Origin of the sequence: Paenibacillus sp. FSL H8-0537 (assembly GCF_038051995.1) — a bacterium.
Classification (GTDB): domain Bacteria; phylum Bacillota; class Bacilli; order Paenibacillales; family Paenibacillaceae; genus Pristimantibacillus.
In genome coordinates, this window is sequence record NZ_CP150290.1 from 3431432 (window position 1) to 3454022 (window position 22591).

19 protein-coding genes are annotated in these 22591 nt (G+C 47.9%); 15 read left to right on the forward strand and 4 right to left on the reverse strand.

Going from position 1 to position 22591, the window contains the following annotated elements; genetic code table 11:
- Nucleotides 1–169 precede the first annotated feature (169 nt).
- From MHB80_RS14335 to MHB80_RS14375, 9 genes are all read left to right on the forward strand, one after another.
- Nucleotides 170–1063, forward strand: coding sequence for an ABC transporter permease subunit (locus tag MHB80_RS14335; RefSeq protein WP_341282750.1), 894 nt, complete (start codon nucleotides 170–172; stop codon nucleotides 1061–1063).
- A 14-nt stretch (nucleotides 1064–1077) separates the two neighbouring features.
- Nucleotides 1078–1992: a carbohydrate ABC transporter permease gene (locus tag MHB80_RS14340; RefSeq protein WP_341282751.1), complete on the forward strand. Its 915-nt coding sequence runs from the start codon at nucleotides 1078–1080 to the stop codon at nucleotides 1990–1992.
- A gap of 64 nt (nucleotides 1993–2056) precedes the next feature.
- Nucleotides 2057–3649, forward strand: coding sequence for an ABC transporter substrate-binding protein (locus MHB80_RS14345; protein WP_341282752.1), 1593 nt, complete (start codon nucleotides 2057–2059; stop codon nucleotides 3647–3649).
- An 81-nt stretch (nucleotides 3650–3730) separates the two neighbouring features.
- Nucleotides 3731–5467, forward strand: coding sequence for a histidine kinase (locus MHB80_RS14350; protein ID WP_341282753.1), 1737 nt, complete (start codon nucleotides 3731–3733; stop codon nucleotides 5465–5467).
- An 8-nt stretch (nucleotides 5468–5475) separates the two neighbouring features.
- A complete protein-coding gene (locus tag MHB80_RS14355; protein WP_341282754.1) occupies nucleotides 5476–7101 on the forward strand; it encodes a response regulator in 1626 nt (541 codons plus the stop codon).
- Between the two features lie 242 nt (nucleotides 7102–7343).
- Nucleotides 7344–8099 carry an IclR family transcriptional regulator gene (locus MHB80_RS14360; protein WP_341282755.1) on the forward strand — a complete coding sequence of 252 codons (756 nt, stop codon included), beginning with the start codon at nucleotides 7344–7346 and terminating at the stop codon, nucleotides 8097–8099.
- 101 nt (nucleotides 8100–8200) lie between these two features.
- Nucleotides 8201–9106: a fumarylacetoacetate hydrolase family protein gene (locus tag MHB80_RS14365; RefSeq protein WP_341282756.1), complete on the forward strand. Its 906-nt coding sequence runs from the start codon at nucleotides 8201–8203 to the stop codon at nucleotides 9104–9106.
- Nucleotides 9107–9119: 13 nt separating this feature from the next.
- A complete protein-coding gene (gucD, locus tag MHB80_RS14370) occupies nucleotides 9120–10601 on the forward strand; it encodes an alpha-ketoglutaric semialdehyde dehydrogenase GucD (RefSeq protein WP_341282757.1) in 1482 nt (493 codons plus the stop codon).
- 19 nt (nucleotides 10602–10620) lie between these two features.
- The gene (locus tag MHB80_RS14375; RefSeq protein ID WP_341282758.1) at nucleotides 10621–12615 is read left to right on the forward strand and encodes a YjhG/YagF family D-xylonate dehydratase; all 1995 of its coding nucleotides are present in this window, start codon (nucleotides 10621–10623) and stop codon (nucleotides 12613–12615) included.
- A 164-nt stretch (nucleotides 12616–12779) separates the two neighbouring features.
- On the opposite strand, the gene MHB80_RS14380 is transcribed toward MHB80_RS14375, so the two are convergent.
- On the reverse strand, nucleotides 12780–13037 hold the full coding sequence (locus tag MHB80_RS14380) for a hypothetical protein (RefSeq protein WP_341282759.1): 258 nt from the start codon (nucleotides 13035–13037) through the stop codon (nucleotides 12780–12782).
- 195 nt (nucleotides 13038–13232) lie between these two features.
- On the opposite strand from MHB80_RS14380, the gene MHB80_RS14385 reads away from it, so the two are divergent.
- Nucleotides 13233–13964, forward strand: coding sequence for a histidine kinase (locus MHB80_RS14385; RefSeq protein ID WP_341282760.1), 732 nt, complete (start codon nucleotides 13233–13235; stop codon nucleotides 13962–13964).
- A gap of 169 nt (nucleotides 13965–14133) precedes the next feature.
- Complete coding sequence (locus MHB80_RS14390) at nucleotides 14134–14493, forward strand: cytochrome c (protein ID WP_341282761.1); 360 nt, start codon at nucleotides 14134–14136, stop codon at nucleotides 14491–14493.
- Nucleotides 14494–14555: 62 nt separating this feature from the next.
- Here MHB80_RS14390 and MHB80_RS14395 read toward each other — a convergent pair whose 3' ends face one another.
- From MHB80_RS14395 to MHB80_RS14405, 3 genes are all read right to left on the reverse strand, one after another.
- Complete coding sequence (locus MHB80_RS14395) at nucleotides 14556–15278, reverse strand: response regulator transcription factor (protein ID WP_341282762.1); 723 nt, start codon at nucleotides 15276–15278, stop codon at nucleotides 14556–14558.
- A gap of 242 nt (nucleotides 15279–15520) precedes the next feature.
- Nucleotides 15521–16132, reverse strand: coding sequence for an SCO family protein (locus tag MHB80_RS14400; RefSeq protein WP_341282763.1), 612 nt, complete (start codon nucleotides 16130–16132; stop codon nucleotides 15521–15523).
- Nucleotides 16129–16278, reverse strand: coding sequence for a hypothetical protein (locus MHB80_RS14405; RefSeq protein WP_341282764.1), 150 nt, complete (start codon nucleotides 16276–16278; stop codon nucleotides 16129–16131). The genes MHB80_RS14400 and MHB80_RS14405 overlap by 4 nt, the downstream gene beginning before the upstream one ends.
- A gap of 295 nt (nucleotides 16279–16573) precedes the next feature.
- Between MHB80_RS14405 and MHB80_RS14410 the strand changes: the two genes are divergently transcribed.
- The 4 genes from MHB80_RS14410 to cydC are packed head-to-tail and all read left to right on the forward strand — an operon-like array spanning nucleotide 16574 to nucleotide 22464.
- Nucleotides 16574–17968: a cytochrome ubiquinol oxidase subunit I gene (locus tag MHB80_RS14410; RefSeq protein WP_341282765.1), complete on the forward strand. Its 1395-nt coding sequence runs from the start codon at nucleotides 16574–16576 to the stop codon at nucleotides 17966–17968.
- A gap of 2 nt (nucleotides 17969–17970) precedes the next feature.
- A complete protein-coding gene (gene cydB / locus MHB80_RS14415; RefSeq protein ID WP_341282766.1) occupies nucleotides 17971–18984 on the forward strand; it encodes a cytochrome d ubiquinol oxidase subunit II in 1014 nt (337 codons plus the stop codon).
- Nucleotides 18984–20729: a thiol reductant ABC exporter subunit CydD gene (gene cydD, locus MHB80_RS14420; RefSeq protein WP_341282767.1), complete on the forward strand. Its 1746-nt coding sequence runs from the start codon at nucleotides 18984–18986 to the stop codon at nucleotides 20727–20729. The genes cydB and cydD overlap by 1 nt, the downstream gene beginning before the upstream one ends.
- Entirely contained in the window at nucleotides 20716–22464 is a 1749-nt protein-coding gene (gene cydC / locus MHB80_RS14425; RefSeq protein ID WP_341282768.1) for a thiol reductant ABC exporter subunit CydC, read from the forward strand. The genes cydD and cydC overlap by 14 nt, the downstream gene beginning before the upstream one ends.
- Nucleotides 22465–22591: the final 127 nt, after the last annotated feature.

Genomic DNA, 22591 nt, shown 5'->3' on the forward strand with positions numbered 1-22591 from the left:
GAGGTCACCTGCGATAGAGATAACTTAGATCTTCCTCCACTATAATAAATCTATCCTGTTAATTAGAGTGAGGTTAAAGACTATGGCTATTCCATCCCCTGTAAATTCTTTGTCTAAGCAAACGCATTCACAGCGACAGAGGGGCATCACCCTTCTGCTGCGAAATATTGTGAAACATCGAGTGCTGCTGCTTATGCTGCTGCCAACAAGCCTTATTTTTTTTGTTAACTGCTATATCCCCATGTTTGGGGTGTTCATTGCTTTCAAGAATATTAACTATATTGATGGAATTATGGGCAGCCCTTGGACGGGGCTGGACAATTTCCGATTCCTCTTCGCGACCTCAGATGCATGGCGAGTAACCATTAATACGGTTTCCTACAATGTTGCCTTTATTGTATCCGGGCTAATTCTCTCGGTTGCAGTCGCCATTGCTGTTAATGAAGTGCGTGCCAAGCTTGCTTCGCGAGTCTATCAGACCATTATGATCATGCCGAATTTCTTATCTATGGTCGTTGTCAGCTATATCGTGTATGCTTTTCTACATCCGGAATACGGCTTTTTGGTGAAATATATTTTGCCCTTGTTCGGCTACTCTTCCGTCAATGCTTATATGCACCCTCAGGCATGGCCTTATATTTTATGGATAACAAAAATGTGGCACTCTGTTGGTATAGGCAGCATCATCTATGTGGCGGCAATAACCGGGATCAGTGAGGAGTTATATGAAGCTGCGAAAATGGATGGAGCTAGCAAATGGCAGCAGATCACCCGAATCACGATTCCGCTCCTTACTCCTGTGATGGTCATCCTGACGATTCTGAATTTAGGAGGCATTTTCCGCTCGGATTTTGGCTTGTTCTATCACGTTACGCTGGACTCTGGCGCGTTGCGTTCTACGACAGATGTCATTGATACTTATGTTTACAGAGGCTTGATTCAGCTCAATGATTTGGGAATGTCCTCTGCGGCAAATTTTTACCAATCGGTTGTTGGATTTTTCCTTGTCATTGGAGCCAATAGTCTGGCTCGAAAACTTAATCGCGATACAGCACTTTTCTAGAACGGAGAATCGAAATGAACCCAAAAGCAAGCGTTAAAACGTCCCAGAAGGACTCTAGGCTAGCCGAGGCTATCCTTCACATTATATTCATCACTTTTAGTCTCGCATGTATTATGCCTATCGTGCTGATTGTCGCTATTTCGTTTTCAGATGAAAAACAGCTAACGTTACAAGGCTACAAGTTCTGGCCTGACAAACTGGATGTATCCGCCTATCAGTATCTATTTACCAATTCCACAACACTCGTAAAAGCCTATGGGGTTAGCCTTAGCGTTACCATTATTGGAACGATAATTGCAGTATTATTAATTGCCTTATATGCCTATCCCATTTTCCGCAAGGATTTCCCTTTCAAAAAAGCATTTAATTTTTATCTTCTGATTACGATGCTTTTTTCAGGAGGGCTGGTCCCGTTCTATCTGCTATACGTCAACTTTTTGGAGCTGAAGGACTCGTTCGCCGCGCTCATTCTTCCTGGCCTTTCGAACGCGTTTTATATCTTCATTACTCGTACATTCTTTCAGCAGACCATTCCGGAAGAGATGATTGAATCGGGTAAATTAGACGGAGCATCGGAGTGGCGAATTTTCTTTCAGCTGGTTCTTCCTATTTCTCTTCCAGTCCTCGCAACTGTGGGTTTGTTCACGACGCTGATGTATTGGAACGATTGGTTCAATTCGATGTTATTCATTAATGATACTGATAAATATTCCTTGCAGTATGTCATGATTCAAATGATTCGCCAAGCGGAGTTTTTTAAAAATCAATTGGCGGGAAGCGGCGTAGCACTTATGGTGCAAGAAGCGGTTCCAACGGAAAGTCTTCGCATGGCGATGGTAGTCGTCTCTATTGGTCCTATTCTATTCGTCTACCCATTCTTCCAGAAGTATTTCACCAAGGGACTCACCATCGGAGCTATTAAAGGTTAAATGGTCTAACTCTGGCTTTACGGCTGGTTAGAATATATGATTATATGAATGGGGAGGCAACGAAATGAAGAAAATAAAAGGGTGGGGTACTGCGCTTGCTTGGCTAACCGTGACCATGCTGGCAATCTCCGGTTGCAGTAGCAACTCAAGCTCAACCAATACGCCTAGCGTAGATCCGGCGTCAACCAGCAAGACATCCGGAGACAGCGAATCCGGCAATCCCGACATCTCGAAGTACCGCAAGCTCAAAGTGTATACCGTAGGTAATTTCCCTCAGAACGACTCGAAGGAAGTTATAGCAGAAATCAACAAATATTTGAAAGAGAAAATTAATGCCGAGATCGACTTTCAAGGACTACCTTGGTCCACCTGGTCGGAAAAGATGGCGCTGGCCTACCAGTCCGGTGAACAAGTGGACTTGACCTTTGCTCCGAACTGGGCTGATTTTGCCAATAATGTATCTAAAGGGGCTTTCCTCCCGCTCGACGATCTGTTAGCCCAATACGGACAAGGAATTACAGAGACGCTGGATCCCCGTTTTCTTGACGGCGGCAAAGTAGATGATAAAATCTACGCCATTCCAACCAATAAAGAAATTGGTGAAAGCCATACGATTATGTTTAGGAAGGATCTAGTAGATAAATATGGATTTGATGTCAACTCGATCAATACGCTGGAGGATCTGGAGCCATGGCTTCAAACGATTAAGGATAAGGAGCCTGGCATTGCTCCAATCTGGCTTTCTGGCAGCGGCTCCGATACACTTGGTTATTTCGACAAAACAAGGCCGAGTGTGGAGGAAAACTTTCGCTACGAGCTCGTAGCGGGTGCGCCTGCCGGAATCGTGCTGGACACGAAAACAGACAAGATGATCATCAGCTCTATGGAGTCCGATATGGCTATTTATCGAATGAGACTTTACAGTGACTGGTTTAAGAAGGGGTACATTAACCAAGATGCTGCAACAACCAAAACGAGTGCCGAAGACGCGCTGAAGGCTGGGAAAACATGGATGAAGTTTGGGTCCGATAAACCGGATTCCGACAAAGAGGATTCCATTGCTACGGGTATTGAGCTCGTCAAGCTTAAAGGGAACGATCCCGAGATCAGCACGGCTAGCGTTAGCAACTCCATGATGGCAATAGGGCGTACATCTATCGATCCGGAGCGGACAATGATGCTGCTGAATCTTTTGCATACCGATAAGAAACTAATCAATCTGATTGACTTCGGTGTGGAAAACCGGCAATATGTCAAGGTAGAAGGAAAGGATAATTTCATTAAGCTGCCGGATGGCGTGGCTACCCGTACGGATACGGGATGGGCTCCGGGCATCGAGTGGATGTTCGGCAATCAGACACTCACTTATTTGTGGGAAGGAGAAAGCGCTGACAAATGGGAGAAGTTCAAGGCCTATAATGAGAAATCTCATAAGGTGAAGTCATTCGGCTTTAACTTTAATACGGTTCCCGTCAAAACAGAAGTGTCTGTCGTCAGCAATATTATTAAGGAATATCGCCCATTGCTTGAAACGGGAAGCTTGGACGCAGACAAGGTATTGGCTGAATACAACGGAAAGTTACAAGCTAACGGTATCGAGAACATCCGCGCCGAAGTTCAAAAGCAGTACGATGAATGGAAAACGAAGCAAAAATAAGCAGGCAAAGGGGGAGACTGATGAGGTCTTTCCCCTTTTGTGCCTCACAGGCGTTAATAGGATAGGAAAAGGAGAGAAACTGTGAAATTATCTTTACAATTTAAAGTAAGCGCTCTCGTTCTGCTTCTAGTGACGCCTATTTTTCTTTTTTTATACTACACTAACATTTATTCTACAAACATTGTTCGGGAGAAAGTCGCAAAATCTGCATCGGATACACTGACCCTTCACTTAGGTGCTCTTGATGAATTGCTAGAGCAGACGAGTACTTATTTACTTCGTACGTCAAACGAGAGCATGCTGCTGGAGCTATACTCGGAAAGTGATCCGGAAAGTGTTAATTATTATTTATCCATACGAAAATTAATGGATCAATGGTATAGCGATGTCAGCTATTACTCCAGTATTCGCAGCGTGTTTGTGTATCACCTTGATAGGGATGAACTCTTCCTCAGCAGCCAAAAAGAGTATTACAAGGAGAAGGACGCCATTCGTTCCGGACTGTCTTCCCAGCTGAAGACCTTCAAGCTTCCGACTTCCTTGAAGTGGGAAATCGTTACCGTCGGAGGTGAGCCGGTCTTGTTTAAGGTGCTGCCTGATAAAAGTGGGAGGCTGCTCATCGGTGTACTTGTCAGCATTGACTCATTAGCACAGCCTTTAACCCAATTGGAGTCTGTCAGTAGCGACGAAAAGATCGGCATTATATCCAAGGATGGCAATTTGCTATGGGGGCAATTCTCAAAGGAGGATCTTGCCTTGCTCCGCAGTAAGTTGAATGATCAATCGAATCATGCTAGTGCATCCATACGCCTCAATGATGGGAGCAGCTACTTGTTTGTAGACAAACCGTCCATTTTCTCGGATCTCAACGTATTCATTCTATTGGATGAAGAATCACTTTTGGATGAGCTGCCTATGTTCCAACGCGTGATTAAAGCCATTCCTATCGCGGTTGTTGTGATATTGGTTATTATGTTCTTTCTACTAAATCGGCTCGTGTTTAAGCCTATTCAACAGTTGACCAGCGGGATGCGCATACTTGGAAAGGGACAATTGGATTACCGTCTTAAGGAAGGGAAATCGAAGGAGTTCCAGTTGATTACAGAGCAGTTCAATCGGATGGCCGAACAAATCGGAAATCTTAAAATCGATGTATATGAAGAAAAAATGAAAGTGCAGCAAGCAGAACTTAAGCATCTTCAAGCTCAGATAAACCCGCATTTTTTCTTGAACTCTTTGAATATTGTCTTTCATCTTGTAGAGCTTCAGAAGTATTCGCTGATTAAGAAAATGATTGCCCACCTCGTTTCCTATTTCAGATTCATTATGAGCACCAACGATACGTGGATTACACTTACTAGTGAATTGAATCATATTCGAAATTATATGGAAATACAGATGGTTATGTACCCAGGCAAGCTTAGCTTTCATGATAGATTCCCGAAGGAGCTAGAGAATGCGCTTATACCACCCTTGCTTGTGCAGCCGTTCGTGGAGAATGCGATTAAGCATGGATTTATTAATAACACAAAACCATTTAGAGTCAACATTACGATAAATGAAGAAGTCGGCAAAGATGACGCTTTATATATGGTCATCCAAATCAGCGACTCTGGTCCGGGCTTCTCCGAGCTGCAGCTCGAAAGGCTTAACCTAGGATTGTATGAAAAAGATCCGACAGACCGCCAATTAGGGATATGGAATGTACGCCGACGCTTGAGTATGTTCTATAATGAACAGGCGAATATCACCTTTTACAATGATCCTCAGGGCGGTGGAGTTATAAAAATAATGTTGCCTATACATAGGAGGCTGTGATCTTACATATGTACCGGATATTGATCGTCGATGACCAATATTTTGCCTTGCTTGGTTTGCAACAAGGCGTGAATTGGAACGAATTAGGTATTGCCGATGTCAATCTGGCGGAAAACGTAGAACAAGCAGTGGAGTGCCTGGAGCGCCATCCTGTAGATTTGCTTATTTGTGATATTGAGATGCCAGGGAGGAGCGGGCTGGAATTATTAGTCTGGGTATCGCAGCACTCACCGGACACGCTAACGATTATGCTCACTTGCCATGCTGATTTTGAGTATGCACAGCATGCCATCCACCATGGGGCATTCCATTATTTGTTGAAGCCTGTTGATTACGAGCAATTGAAACAGGTGGCCAGTGAAGCTATCGCAGAAGTCGCCAGGAAGAAAGAGCAGCATAAATTTGAAATGCTTATACAAGACTATCGAAGAAAATGGGAGCATCAGCTGCCTATATTAGTGGAACGCTTCTGGCAAGACATCCTTAGCCAGCGCACATCCCTTCTCCCGGAATCATTGCAAAGGTCTACGCAAACTTGCGGCCTAGACTTCAAAAAGGATGATCGTTATATACTAGTTCTGTTAGGCTTGGAACAATGGAAGGAAAATTTAAGCGCTCGTGATGAGGCTATTATGGAGTACGCCCTTCGCAATTTGGCTGGAGAGCTGCTCCTGAGAGGGCTAGAGGGCGTCGTACTTCAGGATCATGTAGGCCTCAATTTGGCGATTGTATATGTGAGGGGCGAAGAGGTTCTTGTTGGTAACGTGCTTGGTTACAATTGCCGGCAGTTCCTGAATGAGTGCAAACGGATTCTTCATTGTTCCTTGTCGATTTATATCAGCCCGACGGTATTCCTGCCGGAGATCGTTAGCGCTTATGCTCACGTGACAGAAAGAGAGCAAAGCAACCTAAACAGCTCACAGCAAGTGTTCACTCCGGCCTATCCGCCTTCCGCTAAGCTGTTGAATCAAATACCGGTAGTTGCTCCAATGAACTTGTTTGCAGAGTGGGCGACCATTCTAGAACTCGGCGAGCTTGATGAGCTGGATAGCCGTGTTAAGCAATGGTTCTGCAGCAGTGAGGCGATCACATGGACGAATGAATCGCATCGACAATTCATTCATGGCATTCTCTTTATTGTTCATACCATTCTGGCCAAGAAAGGTTTGTCCATGCACGAGTCAGTGGAATTAAAGCAATTATTGGATAAGGAAAGTTATCCAAAACACTCGGTAGGTTTGCAAAATTGGACGAGAGGGATTCTAGGGGTGACCGTATTACTTCTTAGGACAAGCAAGAATGTTTCCTCTACCGTCGTCACCAAGATCAGACATTACATTCGTGCACGTTTGAATCAGGAAATCAATCGCGAAGAACTGGCCGCCCATGTCTATCTAAACCCGGCGTATTTATCCAGATTATTCAAGAAGGAGACCGGATTATCCTTGTCAGACGCGATTATTCACGAACGAATACAGGAGGCCAAACGATTGCTGGAAGAAACCGAATACAAGATTACCGATATTGCGGAGAATGTAGGGTATACCAGCCTGGGAAGCTTCTCTAACTTATTCAAAAGAGTTGTCGGCGTAACACCGCAGCTATATCGGGCTCGAAAAAAAACGAATAATTAATATTGTCAACAGAGTGAAAGTAATGCGGGCAATTCGCTTGTGTTACTTTCGAAGGAACCAGTCGTGACCAGGTACTAGATAATATGAAAGCCAAGTTCGACACTGGAACAATTGATCTACATTATCAATGATCTTAGTGTTACGGTTGTCTCTAAACAAGCTAGACGACATTGTCAATAGTTTGGTACAATATATGAGAACGCTGTTTTAAATTATAAAACGAAAGGAGGAGAATACATTCCATGCCCATCATTCAATCACTCGACCGTGCACTTACTATTCTGGATTTGTTTGATGAGCATAATCGAGTATTGAAAATAACCGAGATCAGTGCCAGGGTCGGCTTGCATAAAAGTACTGTGCATTCCCTGCTTAAGACGCTTCAACATCATCGCTACATTGAACAGGATGAGAATGGGCTGTATCGGCTCGGGATGCGTCTGCTGGAGAAGGGGCAGCTGCTATTGCAGAGCTTTGACATCCGGGAGATCGCAAGAGGACCGATGGATGCACTGTCAGGGAAGACGGGACAGACTGTTCATCTTGTCATCCGGGACGGAGCGGAAGGCGTCTATATTGATAAGGTTGAAGGCAGCAAAGCAGCCATTCGATATTCCCGGATTGGCCGACGTGTACCACTGCACAGCAGCGCAGTCGGCAAGATGCTAGCGGCTTACGTGCCGGAGGCTGAGCTGGAGGGGTTGCTGGAGAAATACGACTATTCCATTCATACGCCACATACAATCTCAAACAAGTCGGACTTCCTGAAAGAGCTGATCTCCTCGCGAAATGCAGGCGTCGCCTACGACCGGGAAGAGAATGAAGCAGGTGTCCGTTGTGCCGCGGCGCCGGTGTATGACCACAGCGGAAACATTACGGCGGCGATCAGCATCTCGACGATGACGTCAACAGTCGGAGATGAGGAATTAGCGGCTTTCGTCCTGCTTTTGCAGGAGACGGCAGAACAGATTTCACGCGGACTCGGCTACCGTCCATGATAATGCGATTATATGCAAAGATTCTGGGCGGATCTTTTTTTACCACAATATAAGAACGCGGTTTTATAATGTAAAACAATTTGATTGGAGGTCATGTCATTATGCGTATATTTCGTTACCTCGAAAACTCGCTTCCCTATTTGGGAGTAAAGACAGAAGACGGAGATTCTTATCGGCTAGATGCGCCGGATCTTATGACACTCGTCGCAAATGCCCGCACCGCCGGGTTGACAACCGCTGCTTATATTGAGACGATGCTCGGCAGTCTCTCGCCGATAGGTGCTCCCGCCGAAACGCTGAACCTGACGACGCCACTGGACGCACCGGAGGTATGGGCGGCAGGTGTAACCTATCAGCGCAGCCGTGAGGCGCGAAATTATGAAGCGACGGATGGAAGGCTCGATGCGGCCACATTTTACGACAAGGTGTACGAGGCCGAACGGCCGGAGCTGTTTATGAAATCGACAGCGGCCCGTACCGTTGGACCTGGTGAGTCGGTTTGCCTGAGAAGCGACTCCTCGTGGCAGGTGCCGGAGGCAGAGCTTGGGCTTGTCTTAGATCGTTCTGGTGCAATCGTCGGCTATACAGCTGGCAATGATATGAGCTGCCGCGACATCGAGGGCGAAAATCCTCTTTACCTGCCGCAGGCGAAAATTTGGAAGCGTTCCTGCTCGATCGGACCGTTCGTCCGCTTGGCGGAGACGGTCGCTGACCCTTACGCGCTCTCAATTGCCTGCCGCATTTACCGGGACGGAGCGCTGGTCGTTGAAGAAACGGCTCATACCGGCCTGTTAAAGCGCAAACTGGAGGAGCTTGTTGGCTTCTTGAAACGAGATAACGAGCTGTTCGACGGTACGGTTTTGCTGACAGGCACCTGTCTCGTTCCGCCTAACCAGTTTACGCTGGCCTCCGGCGACCGCATCGAAATTGAAATCGAAGGTATAGGGACGCTGGTGAACACGGTAATTAGTACTCATGAGCTGGACATGGCTCCTAATCACGCCTAAGGGGGAAAAAATAATGGTAAACAGCGAATACACGGTGAACCCGGAAATTCCGGCAATAGATAACTATATCGGAGGCGAATGGAAGTCGCCTCTCTCCGGCAGCCGCAAGCCTGGCTGCAATCCGGCCCGCAACAGCGAAATCGTTAGCTTAACGCCTGACTCCGACTGCGACGATCTAGACGTTGCGGTCGCATCCGCTGAGGCTGCCCGCCAGGCATGGCGAAAGCAAACCGGAGCTCAGCGCGGCGCCCTGCTGTTCAAGGCGGCTGATCTGCTGGAGAGTCGCTTGGAGGAGATCGGCCTTGCGATGACCCGCGAGATGGGCAAGACGCTTGGCGAGGCGAAGGGGGAGACGGCCCGCGGCGCAGCCATTTTACGCTATTACGCAGGCGAGGGTATGCGTCCTGTCGGTGACGTGATTCCGGCAACAGACGCAGAAGCGTTAATGTTCACGACCCGCGCGCCGCTCGGCGTCGTCGGCGTCATTTCACCTTGGAATTTTCCTGTAGCGATTCCCATTTGGAAAATAGCGCCCGCACTGGTATTCGGAAACACTGTCGTTTGGAAGCCGGCGGCAGAGACGGCTTTCACCGCCTCGCTGATTATGGCTTGCTTCCATGAAGCTGGCTTTCCAGCGGGCGTTGTGAATATGGTTATTGGCAACGGTGCCGTCATTGGGCAGGGTATCGCCGAGCATCCGGGCATTCACGCCGTAACCTTTACGGGCTCTGATGTGGTCGGCAAGCGTGTCGGCCAGAAAGCTCTAGCACGCGGGGCGAAGTATCAGCTGGAGATGGGTGGTAAAAATCCAATTATCATCGCATCCGACGCCGATCTGGACCTCGCGGTTGATGCAACAATCAGCGGAGGCCTTCGCTCAACCGGCCAAAAGTGTACCGCAACGAGCCGCGTTATCGTCGTGCGCGATGTTTACGAGACGTTCAGGTCGAAATTGCTCGAGAAGGTGGAAAGGCTAAAGGTGGGCGATGGCTTGAACGCGGAGACGTGGCTTGGACCATGTGCCAGCCAGAAGCAGTATGAAACCGTGCTTGATTACATTCGCAAGGGCAAGGAGGAAGGCGCAGAGCTTCTCGTCGGCGGCGAGCGGCCGGACGATCCGGCACTCGCGGACGGCTACTTCATCACACCGGCCGTGTTCGACCGGGTGATGCCGAAGATGGCCATTGCGCGGGAGGAAATTTTCGGGCCAGTGCTGGCACTGATTGAGGCGCGTGACCTTGATGAGGCGATTGAGCTCGCGAACGATACGGAATATGGACTCAGTGCCTCCCTTTATACGAGCAATCTGGGTTATGCACTGAAGTTTATTCAGGAAACGGATGCAGGGCTCGTCCGGGTTAATGCTGAGACAGCGGGCGTGGAGCTGCAGGCGCCGTTCGGAGGAATGAAAGGCTCCAGCTCCCATTCTCGCGAGCAGGGACAGGCGGCTATCGAGTTTTACACAGCAGTGAAAACGGTGTTCATGAAGCCTTAACCAGAAGGGGATACGCGCGATGGAGGATCTGTTGAAAAACGTTATGGGACCAGACGGAGCGGATTATTTCGAGGTGACCACACATGCGGCTGGGCCGCCTGGCAAGCTCCCGCTGACCCCGGAGCTTCTTCTGAACGAGCCTAGCGGCAATCTGTTCGGCTGGAGCCAGAACGTCGGCATGGGATGGCAGACGGATCGCTTGCAGGGCAGGGAGGTTCTAATTTTGGGCACGCTTGGCGGTATCCGCAATGAGGACGGCACACCTGCCGCGCTTGGCTACCACACCGGCCACTGGGAGATCGGCCTGTTAATGAAAGCGGCGGCGAAAGAGATTGCCGACATGGGTGGTATCCCGTTCGCCGCTCATGTTAGTGATCCGTGCGACGGACGCTCGCAGGGCACGCCGGGCATGTTTGATTCACTGCCTTACCGCAACGACGCAGCAATGGTCATGCGCCGACTGATCCGTTCGCTGCCTAACCGAGCGGCCGTTGTGGGCGTTGCGACGTGCGACAAGGGCCTGCCTGCGATGATGTTGGCGCTTGCCGGAATGAAAAGTCTGCCTGGCGTTATTGTGCCGGGCGGCGTTACGCTGCCGCCGACGAATGGCGAGGATGCTGGCAAAATCCAGACGATTGGCGCCCGATACGCGAACGGCGAGCTGTCGTTGGAGGAAGCTGCCGATCTTGGCTGCCGAGCCTGCGCGACGCCGGGCGGCGGCTGCCAGTTCCTCGGAACGGCGGGAACGGCGCAGGTCGTGGCAGAGGCACTAGGAATGACTGTGCCTCACGCCGCGTTGGCCCCGTCAGGCCAACCGGTCTGGACGGAGATGGCGCGCCAATCTGCCCGTGCGGCTATGGCGCTTGCAAGCAGGGGCCTCACACTTGGTGACCTGCTGACGGACGCGTCTATCCGTAACGCTATGGTTGTTCATGCGGCTTTCGGTGGCTCCACGAACCTGCTGCTGCACATTCCTGCGATTGCTCATGCAGCAGGTCTCACGGTGCCGAACGCCGGGGACTGGGCGACAATCAACCGCAACGTTCCTCGACTGGTCAGTGTACTGCCGAATGGGCCTGTTCCTCATCCGACAGTCCGTGTGTTTCTTGCCGGGGGAGTACCGGAGGTGATGCTGCATCTCCGGCGGCTCGGCGTGCTGGATGTAAGCGTGCTCACCGCGAGCGGTGTCACACTGAACGAAACGCTGGACTGGTGGGAGACGTCCGAGCGGCGGAAGAGTATGCGAAACTATCTTGCTGAGCGGGAAGGGATCGACCCGGATACGGTCATATACAGCCCCGATCGGGCGCGGACCGCTGGCTTGACGCCGACCGTTACGTTCCCGTCCGGAAATATCGCGCCGGAAGGCTCCGTCATTAAGTCGACAGCCATCGACCCGTCGGTTCTTGACGTCGAGGGTGTATTCCGGCATGTTGGACGGGTAAAGGTGTACACGACCGAGCGCGATGCGATCCGCGCAATCAAGACAGGCGGCATATTCGCTGGCGACATATTGGCTCTGATCGGCCGCGGCCCGGCAGGAACCGGGATGGAGGAGACCTACCAGTTGACGTCGGCGCTGAAGCATCTGACATTCGGCAAGCAGGTGTCGCTCCTGACCGACGCCAGGTTCTCCGGCGTGTCGACCGGCGCCTGCATCGGACATATCGGTCCGGAAGCGCTGGCAGGTGGTCCCGTCGGGCGCCTGCGAGACGGGGACTGGGTAGACATCCGCATCGACACGCGCAAGTTAGAGGGCTCGATCGATATGGTCGGCTGCGGCGAGCTGCCGGATACGCCGGAGGCAGGGGCAGCGATCCTTTCCACTAGACCGCCGCATCCCTCTCTTGCGGAGGACCCGGAGCTACCGGACGATACCCGTCTTTGGGCCGCGCTGCAGTCTGCCAGCGGCGGAACCTGGAAAGGTTGTGTTTATGATACGAGCCGCATTATTCGGACGCTGGAAGCAGGCATGCGCGTGCTCGCAGCGGAAGCCGATGGTGAAGAAGTCTAATTAACTGAATTTTTTAATGTGGATTTATAGTGACTCTTGATGCGGATTCGCATTCACCTCTTTTACAAGCAAGCAACATGATAACCGATTTAGAAGGTGGACTAATTCTAAGTAAACAAAAGCAGGGGCATAATCCGTGATGGATTTGCCCCTGCTTTTGTTTACTACTTGCTTAACTTCAATCCCAGCTTCTCAGCGTTTTGTCTAATAAGCGCTACTAAAGCTTGAGTTTCTGTTTCTGGAAAATTTCGAATTTCAACTAGCTTGCTATCCGCCAATTTGGCGTTTCCTGCACCTTGTGTTGGCGTCACTTCTGCTGGTCCAAATTCTCCTGCGAGCTTATAGCCCATTGATTTGGCTACAGGGATATAGCCACCATATGCCAATGACATGGTTACAAAGCTGAGAATTTTGTTAAACAATTAGCTCTTATGAGTCATGTGTTAAGAAGTAGAAATAAGCGACAATAGACATATGCTTAAAAGTTCTATTGTCAATCTCAAAGGGGGATATTCGCACTGTATAAACAAATTAAATGGTTAATTTTAATTATACCTACTCTAACCATTTGGGTATGGGAGTATGTTCGGCATGAATATTTATTGCCCTATATATCCATGGATGCGGGGAATTGGATTTCACCGTTAATTGTATTTGTAGTCACTCTGCTGCTGATCACGCGGCTTTTTACAATTTTAGAAGCGATTCAAGAGGAACTGCAGCAAGCAAGGCTGATACAAATGGCGCTTCAGGAGCGTGAAAAGCTGGCTAAAGAACTTCATGATGGCGTTGCCCAGTCCTTATTTCTAGTTTCTGTTCAGCTCGAGCAGCTTAAACCAATTATGGAACAAGACGAGAAGCTGCTGTCTATTAAAAATACGGTACGGGAGGTCAACGAATACGTTCGTCAGTCCATTTCCCATTTAAAATATCCGCCTGAGGTAGCCATTGAACCTTGGAATGATTCCATTAGCAACTTAATTAATGAGCTGCATTTCGATTCAGATATAAACACCGAATATAGTTGGCCAATATCAGAAATTAATTTAACGGATAAGGAAAAAATAGCATTATACGCATTTATTAGAGAAGGATTGCTTAATATTCGAAAGCATGCGAAGGAAGTCAATCATATTCGGATTCGCTTAGAATCAACAGAATACGGCTGGACATGTCGTATTTCAGACAATGGATTAGGCTTTACCGATGATCCGTTGCTCAAGGAAGGCAGTTATGGCTTGAAATTTTTAGAGAAACGGACAATAGAGTTGGGATGGGAACTCCAAATGAGACGAGAATCGGAAAGAACCGTACTTGAAGTAATACAGCGGGAGGCAGGTGTAGCTTAAATGACCAATCAACAAGTACGCGTTCTTATTGTAGACAATCATCCCTATGCCTGGAACTGCTCGAAAACACGAGTAGCGCTCCGTCGTTTACAACCATTTCGTCGTTCATTTTAATAGCTGGGGAATGGTTATGATAGCATGTGAACGGAATGAGGAAGGAGGGAGTTATATGAATAGTAAGCTTAAGAACGGTTTTGTAGTAGGCGTCCTTCTAGGTGTGTTGGTAATATCGGCATGCGGAGGTTCAGGAGCTGACGCTGCAACGAATCATAACAGTACAGAAGAAATGAGTGTCCAAAATGGCGCTCCAGAAATCATATACAAGAAGAAATGCATGTCCTGCCATGGTACTGATCTTCAAGGTAGAAGAGGGCCCAGTCTCCAGAGCATTGGAAGTCGATTAACGGAAGAGGAAATCGTTGACATTGTTACAAACGGCAAAAATGGAATGCCCAAGTTTGAAAAAAACATTTCGGCAGAGGATATTCAAAGTGTTTCCAAATGGTTGTCGGAGCAAAAGCCTAGATAAAAACGGCAGCGCTGTAATGATGCAGCGCTGCCGTTTTTGTTTTGTTCCTAATTCAATCTTCATCATACTAGGCCTGCCTTGCTAAATATGTAGCCTACCCCTCGCACCGTTTTGATCATGGCTCCTATATCCGGTGAAAGGGGGGTCAGCTTTTCGCGAAGACGTTTGATATGTGTGTCTACCGTTCGGTAATCGTTTACTTCAGACTGTCTCCATACGATACCAAGAAGATGAGCACGCGTGTGAACGATATCTGCATGAAGCGCAAGATAATAGAGTAGATCGAATTCTTTTAGAGACAGGTGGATTTCCGTGCCATCTACTACAATACGGTGAGCAGATGGATTAATGGTGAGTCTACTTAACTGTATAGTTGGATAATTCGTTCTGCTTGTTGCTTTCAGGGCTTGAACAGTGCTTCTTCTAAGAATAGCTTTGGTTCGCCATATCATTTCTTTATAGGAAAATGGCTTTTCTAAACAATCATCGGCTCCTGCTTCAAAGCCAGCTAATCGCTGGTCTTCCTTGCCATTCTCTGTAATTAACATAATGGGGGTTTGTAATCTTTTCCTGATGGCGATGCATGATTGAATATTACTCAAGCCGGTTTCCGCATGGTCAATAATGATTAAACCATAATGATTGCGATCTGGTTTAAGCCAAGCATTTTTCACATGAGACGTGGTGTCTGTAGGATAGCCCTCTTTCAAAAAAAAGGAATTCAATTGAGCTTGGGTATGTTTTTCCTGACTAATAACGAGAATAACACTTTTCTTTTGTTTCAAGGTAGCGACCCTCCATTAAGCAATGAGTTGAATCAGCAAGGTTATATTAGCTGACTATCTTGCATCATTATGCTCTTTACGAATATGAAGTAATATGCCTCGATATAGCTAAAAATCGATAAAATGTAACGAACTAATGAACAATACGCGAAGCAGAAGAAGATAATAAAAACCAGCCATCCTAAGTCGGAATAGCTGGTTGGGAGGAGCTCAATTAAATTTTTCAATGTCATTTTAACGGATTATTTTTCTTTAAGGAGAGCATTAATGTCTTTCAAAATAGCGGAGTTATCCATTTCTTCACCCATGCGATAGACCTTGCGAATTTGATGATTGGCATCCAGCAGCATGAGGGAGGTTACCGTATGTACGAACTGGTCATCTTTCAGCTTTTGAATCGCAATCCCATATTCTCTTGCTTTCTCAATCGTATAGGCCTCGTCTCCACGCAGCAGCTTCCAGCCTGACCGATCAATACCCATACGCTCGGCATAAGCTGCAAAAACCTCCGGTGTATCCGAATTAGGGTCAAAGGTTATGGCTGCGAATTGTACATTTTCTCCAAAACGGCCCTGTTTCTTCAATTCATCCTGCAGCAGCACCATATTATATGTCGTTGCAGGGCAAATATCCGGACAGCTTGTGAACATAAATTCGATCAGCATTACTTTTCCCAAACTGTCGCTCAGATTATAGGCTGTGCCGTCCAGCTCCTGAAGGGTGAAGGCTGGGGCTTCTCTCAATACAGGAAGCTTGCTGCTTCCTCCTTGAAACGTATACACAAGATAAGCGACCAAGGCCGCCACGAAAATAATGACTGCGATAAGAAGGGGGCTGCGTTTTTTTGTTATCATACCTGATTATCCTTATCACTTACGACTGGATGAGGAACGATGCTATTTTGCAGCTCATTGTCCTCCTGTACAAGCTTCGCTCCGTTGAGCATAACGTAAGCGCCGCCACCTAAAAATAATCCTCCTAAAATAAACCAATACAGCATGTCTCGTTCTCCCTTCTTCGTACTCATTCATTATATAAGTAAAGCATGTTGCAACTTAATGACTCGTAGGAGCTATTTTCACAATCATAAAGAACAAATGTCACACGATAGTCAATATTGTGCCTTTTTTCACAAAGTAGCCGCTTTTTCGTGACAGCATTGTCACACGTAGCCGCTCAATGGGGCCATACAAAAACATCAATGATGATCTATAATGATGATTATCTGAAAGTGAGTGAAGAAAATCACATACTTTTTTCAGTACATAACATGCAGAAAAGAGGTAACCACCTAGATGGACGTAGTAGAATTAGCACGCCTTCAGTTTGCAACGACAACGATCCTTCATTTTGTCTTTGTCCCCATATCCATAGGTTTGTCTTTGCTTGTGGCTATCATGGAAACGATGTATGTCATTACAAAAAAAGAATTGTACAAGAAGATGACGAAGTTTTGGGCGCATTTTCTGTTGATCAACTTTGCTGTTGGCGTCGTTACTGGTATTTTGCAGGAATTTCAATTCGGGATGAACTGGTCTGACTTTTCACGGTTTGTTGGAGATGTGTTTGGGACTCCTCTAGCCATTGAAGCGCTTCTAGCTTTTTTTCTGGAATCTACCTTTATTGGACTATGGGTATTCGGCTCGGATCGCTTATCCAAGGGCGTCCATCTCGCCTGCATGTGGCTGGTATCCATTGGAACGATGTTATCGGCATTCTGGATTTTGACGGCGAATTCATTTATGCAGCGTCCCGTCGGATTTACTTTGAATAATGGCCGGGCAGAAATGGTCGATTTCTGGGCGCTTGTAACGAACGAACAGGTGCTTTGGGAGTTTCCGCACACGCTGTTTGCAGCCTTTGCAACAGGCGCATTTTTGATTGCAGGAATCAGCGCATGGAAGCTGCTTCGTAAAAAGGATATGGCGTTCTTTAAGCCCTCCTTTACTTTAAGCATCATCGTCGCCTTTGTATCGTCCATAGCCATTGCATTATTCGGCCATGGTCAGGCTCAATTTTTGGTGGAGACACAGCCTATGAAGATGGCTGCAAGCGAAGGCTTATGGGAAACGAGCAGCGATCCCGCACCTTGGACCGTTATTGCAGGCATTGATCCGGATAAACAGGAGAATTCATTTGAGCTGAAAGTGCCTTACCTTCTCAGCTATCTCTCTTACAGCCAGTTCTCAGGCTCGGTTATTGGAATGAAAGAGCTGCAAGCTCGTTATGAGGCTGAGTATGGACCCGGAAATTATATCCCGCCTGTACGCACAACCTTCTGGAGCTTTCGAATTATGATCGCTTGCGGCAGTGCCATGATTTTATTAGGACTGTATGGAGCTTATCTTGCGGTGCGCAAAAAGCTTGAACAGTCAAATAAGCTGTTTATGCGCGTGATGATGTTTGCAATCGCTCTGCCGTTTATCGCGAATACCTCCGGCTGGATTATGACAGAGGTAGGCCGTCAGCCGTGGACGGTATTTGGACTTCTGCAAACGAAGGATTCCGTCTCTACGACGACGAGCGCGGGGGAAGTGCTGTTTTCCTTCATTTTGTTTACCGTACTTTATGTCATTTTATTGGGTGTTCTGGCTTTTCTGTTTGTTCGCGAAGCTCGCAAAGGGCCGTATGCAGCCCATGAGCCAGAAATCGCCCTGCAAGATCCATATCAATTCAAGGAAGGGGTCTGACGATGTCGCTTAGTGATTTGTGGTTTTTGTTAATTGCCGTATTATTTACAGGCTTTTTCTTTCTTGAGGGCTTTGACTTTGGTGTTGGTATGGCAACGGGCTTGCTTAGTCGCAATGATAGGCAGAAAAGAGTGCTTATCAATACCATCGGTCCTTTCTGGGATGCAAATGAGGTATGGCTAATCACGGCCGCCGGGGCTATGTTTGCTGCTTTTCCGCATTGGTATGCTACGATGTTCAGCGGCTATTATGTCCTGTTTACGCTTATTTTGATAGCACTGATCTTAAGAGGTGTCGCATTTGAGTTTCGCGGCAAGGTGGACCATTCGTGGTGGAGGAAAACATGGGATATAGCCATTCTGATTGGAAGCAGTGTTCCTCCGCTGTTATTCGGTGTTATGTTTGCTGGGTTACTCAAGGGGCTGCCCATAGGACAAGACATGGAGATGCGATCTGGATTCGCCGACGTTGTGAACAGCTACAGCTTGTGGGCAGGCATTACGATTGTCGGTTTGTGCTTGCTGCATGGCCTTACCTTCATTTCTCTGCGGACAATGGGAGAGCTGAGAGAGCGTTCCCGCCATATGGCGGCTAAATTTTTACCCGTGCAAGCTGTTTTGTTGGCTGTGCTTGTGGTATGGACCTATTCCGTCACTGATTTATTTGAACGCCGTGGGGGCTTATTGCTGGTATTTGTCATGATCGGAGTCCTTGCGGTGTTGCTTTCCGGATGGTTCCTGAAGCGGGGACAGGAAGGCAGAGCCTTCTGCATGTCGGGGCTGTTGATATTGTTGACATTTGGATCGTTTTTTGTTGGACTTTTCCCTCGATTCATGGTCAGCTCAATTCATACAGCGTTTGATCTGACGCTTTATAACGCCGCTTCCAGTGCTTATACATTAAAAGCAATGACGATTGTGGCAGCTACGCTCCTTCCCCTTGTTCTGGCTTACCAAGCCTGGAGCTACTTTGTCTTCCATAAACGTGTCAACGAGAAGGAGCATTTGGAATATTAATGGACAGGTCATGGTTTCAATTAAAAGGAATCCAGCTGCATATGCTGCTGATTGTGCTTTCCCTTCTTCAAGGAGCAGCTATTATAGGTCAAGCCACCTTTTTAGCCAAAGCCATTACGTTGTTATTTGAAAATAAGCCGATTGATCAAGCAACTCAGCCGTTGCTCCTGTTTTTGATAAGCTTCGTCGCTCGCCAAACTTTCGTCTGGCTTCAGCGACGGCTTTCCGGCGGCTTCGCAGAAAAAACAGCTGAAGCCATTCGGCAGCAGCTGCTTGTGGCGATATTCGGGCATGGTCCGAGTTTTGCAGCGAAGCAGGGGAGCGGGCGACTGGTTACGCTGGTGTTGGATGGAGTGGATCGTTTTCGTACGTATTTGGAGCTGTCGATTGCCCGTACGATTGATATGCTCTGTGTTACGGTTCTACTTTTGCTGTGGGTATATAGGCTGGACATGATATCGGGAATCATTCTGATGTGTACGCTTCCGATACTGATCGGTTTTTTCATTCTGCTCGGGTTCGCGGCAAGGAAGCAGGCTGACAAGCAATGGCGAACTCATCGGATGCTGTCGCATCATTTCACAGATTCCTTGCGGGGCATGCTGACGCTGCGCTTTCTGAAACGGAGCAGAGCACATAGCGAGTCGGTCGGAAATGTCAGCAATCAATACAGGGTATCGACTATGCGAACGCTGCGTGTGGCATTTCTTTCGTCTTTTGCCCTTGATTTCTTCAGTATGTTATCGGTTGCTTTTGTCGCAGTAGGCTTGGGCATTCGTTTGGTAAATGGAAATCTCGGACTCGAGGTTGCGCTGGCCGTGCTCTTAATCGCACCCGAATATTTCACGCCCGTCAAGCTGCTGGGTACGGATTACCATGCTTCTCTCGATGGCAAAGAAGCCTGGGGCACGATTCGCTCCATTGTTAGCTCTAAAAAACAATTTGAAGCAGGGCAGGAAGACAAACCTCCTTCTATGCTAGCAGAGCAAAAAGGAGAGCTGGCTATGGAGCTTTCTGGCATCGAGGTTGCGGGCGATGCAGGGACTTTTCTGCTGAAGAAGGTGTCCGTGCAGCTTCCGCAAAATGTTACCCGAATTGGCATTGTTGGTGCCAGCGGGGCAGGGAAAACGACACTTCTTGGCTTGCTGAGCGGGTTCATTGAACCGGATCGCGGTGAGTTTCGGGTGAACAACGTACGGATGACCGGAACCGTCAGAGAAGAATGGCGACGCCAAGTGGCCTATATTCCGCAGCATCCCCACCTGTTCAGTCAATCGCTCACTGATAATGTCAGGTTCTATGCTCCAGATGCCACACAGGAACAGGTTGAGAGGGCGATAGACGCAGTTGGGCTGCGTTCTTTGGTCGATCAGCTTCAGATGGGAAGCGATTCGAAAATTGGAGAGGGTGGAAGAGTGCTAAGTGGGGGGCAGGCACAACGTGTTGCACTGGCCCGTGCGCTTCTGAGCAGCCGTCCCGTCATTTTACTCGATGAGCCAACGGCCCATCTTGACATTGAGACCGAATACGAACTAAAGCAGATGATGTTAACTGTTTTGCAAGGAAGAAAGGTGTTTATGGCTACACACCGTCTGCACTGGATGCCAGAAATGGAATTTATCCTAGTACTGGAGCAGGGTCGCCTTGCAGAAAGTGGAACACATGAGCAGTTAATGGAGCAGCAAGGCGTCTATTATAATTTGATCTTGCAAGGCTCGGGGGAGGGTGGCTATGAAGGGGAATGACCATCGACAAATCGGATGGCTGCTGCCTTATCTGAGACAGCATGTTTGGACCTTCACAGCCGCACTTTTACTCGGTGCTTTGGCACTTGGCTGTGCAGGTGCACTGCTGTTCACTTCGGGCTATCTGATCTCACGCTCGGCATTAAGACCTGAAAATATTTTGATGGTGTATGTGCCGATTGTGCTTGTACGCACCTTTGGCTTTGGCAAGGCTATTATTCAATATATGGAGAGACTGACTGGTCATGATGCGGCACTTCGCGTATTATCACGCATGCGTGTTCGATTGTATCGCGTCTTGGAGCCGCAGGCGCTGCAGCTCCAAACCCGGTTTCGCACAGGAGATTTACTAGGGCTGCTTGCAGAGGACATTGAAAAGCTCCAGAACGTTTATTTAAAATTCCTGCTTCCCGCCTTATCTTCTATCCTCATTTATGCTGCAGGAGTAGCCGCATTGGGACGTCTGGATCGTATGCTCTCCCTTATGATGGCACTATATTGCGGCTTTTTACTATTTCTAGTACCCTTCATTGCTTTGATGGCATCGATGGGGAGAAGGCGCAGAGCAAAGCAAGTCCGTAGTGAAGCTTATCAGGAGCTGACGGATGCAATGTTCGGCATGTCCGACTGGATTCTAAGCGGCCGAATTCAGCCGTTTCTGCAATCCTTTTTCAAAAAGCAGGAATCCTCTTCGCGGATAGAGAACTCGCTTCGCCGCAGCGAATGGCGGGTAAACTGGATTTCTCAGTGCGGTATAGGTGCTGCGGTTATGGTTATGACGCTATGGGCAGGACGGCTAGCAGATGAAGGAACGATTCCAGTGACGTGGATAGCCGCACTGGCGCTTATTGCCTTTCCGCTTCTAGAGGCTATGGTACGTGCAGCAGGGGCCGTAGTCCAATTGCCGGAATACCAGACTTCACTTAAGCGTCTGCAGGCTATAGAAAATGCAAATGCCACGGATGGTCGCATTTTCACATATTCCCCTGCCCCTAAGCCCTCAAGTTTGTTGCCGAAAGCAGGGCTGCTTGACCTACAGGGAGTAAGCTTTCGTTATTCTCATTCACGGGAATGGGCCGTAAATGATATTTCTTTACAGCTTCCTCAAGGAGGAAAAATCGCAATTTTAGGACGCAGTGGCTCCGGCAAGTCGACATTATTGAATCTGATTCAAGGAGAATTACAGCCTGATAGGGGCAGTGTTAAGGTGAACGGTATTCCTGTAAATGCCGAAGCCGGAAATTCGAATTCGTTCTCCGTATTAAATCAGAATCCGTATCTGTTTGATACTTCTGTTGCTAATAATATAAGACTTGGCCGCCCGGAAGCTAGCGATGAGGAGGTGCGTTTGGTTACCGAGCAGGTGCGTTTGAATGAGCTGATTGAGTCTCTGCCAGACGGATACCATACAAGGATGGAAGAAACAGGGCTTCGTTTTTCAGGCGGTGAAAAGCAAAGAATCGCGCTCGCACGTATCTTATTGCAAAACCACCCGATTGTACTTCTGGATGAACCTACTGTTGGGCTTGATCCAAAAAATGAGCGCGAGCTTATGCGGACTGTTTTCCGCGTTCTGCATGGAAAAACGGTCGTTTGGGTCACCCATCATCTCAGTGGCATGGAAGAGATGGATGAAGTGATTTTTATGGATCAAGGCAGGATCAGCATGCGAGGCACGCATGAGCAGCTTATGAGGGGAAATATGCGATATCGCAAGCTTTACGAATTAGAATGAATGGTGCATGTTCCTCATAGCCCTTTTGAGGCATACGGAAAAAATCCTATTTTTGTTAAAATACAAATAAGAAATTATGGCGGGTAGGTGAAAAATTGCGAATATACCGAGGATATTCATTTAACGA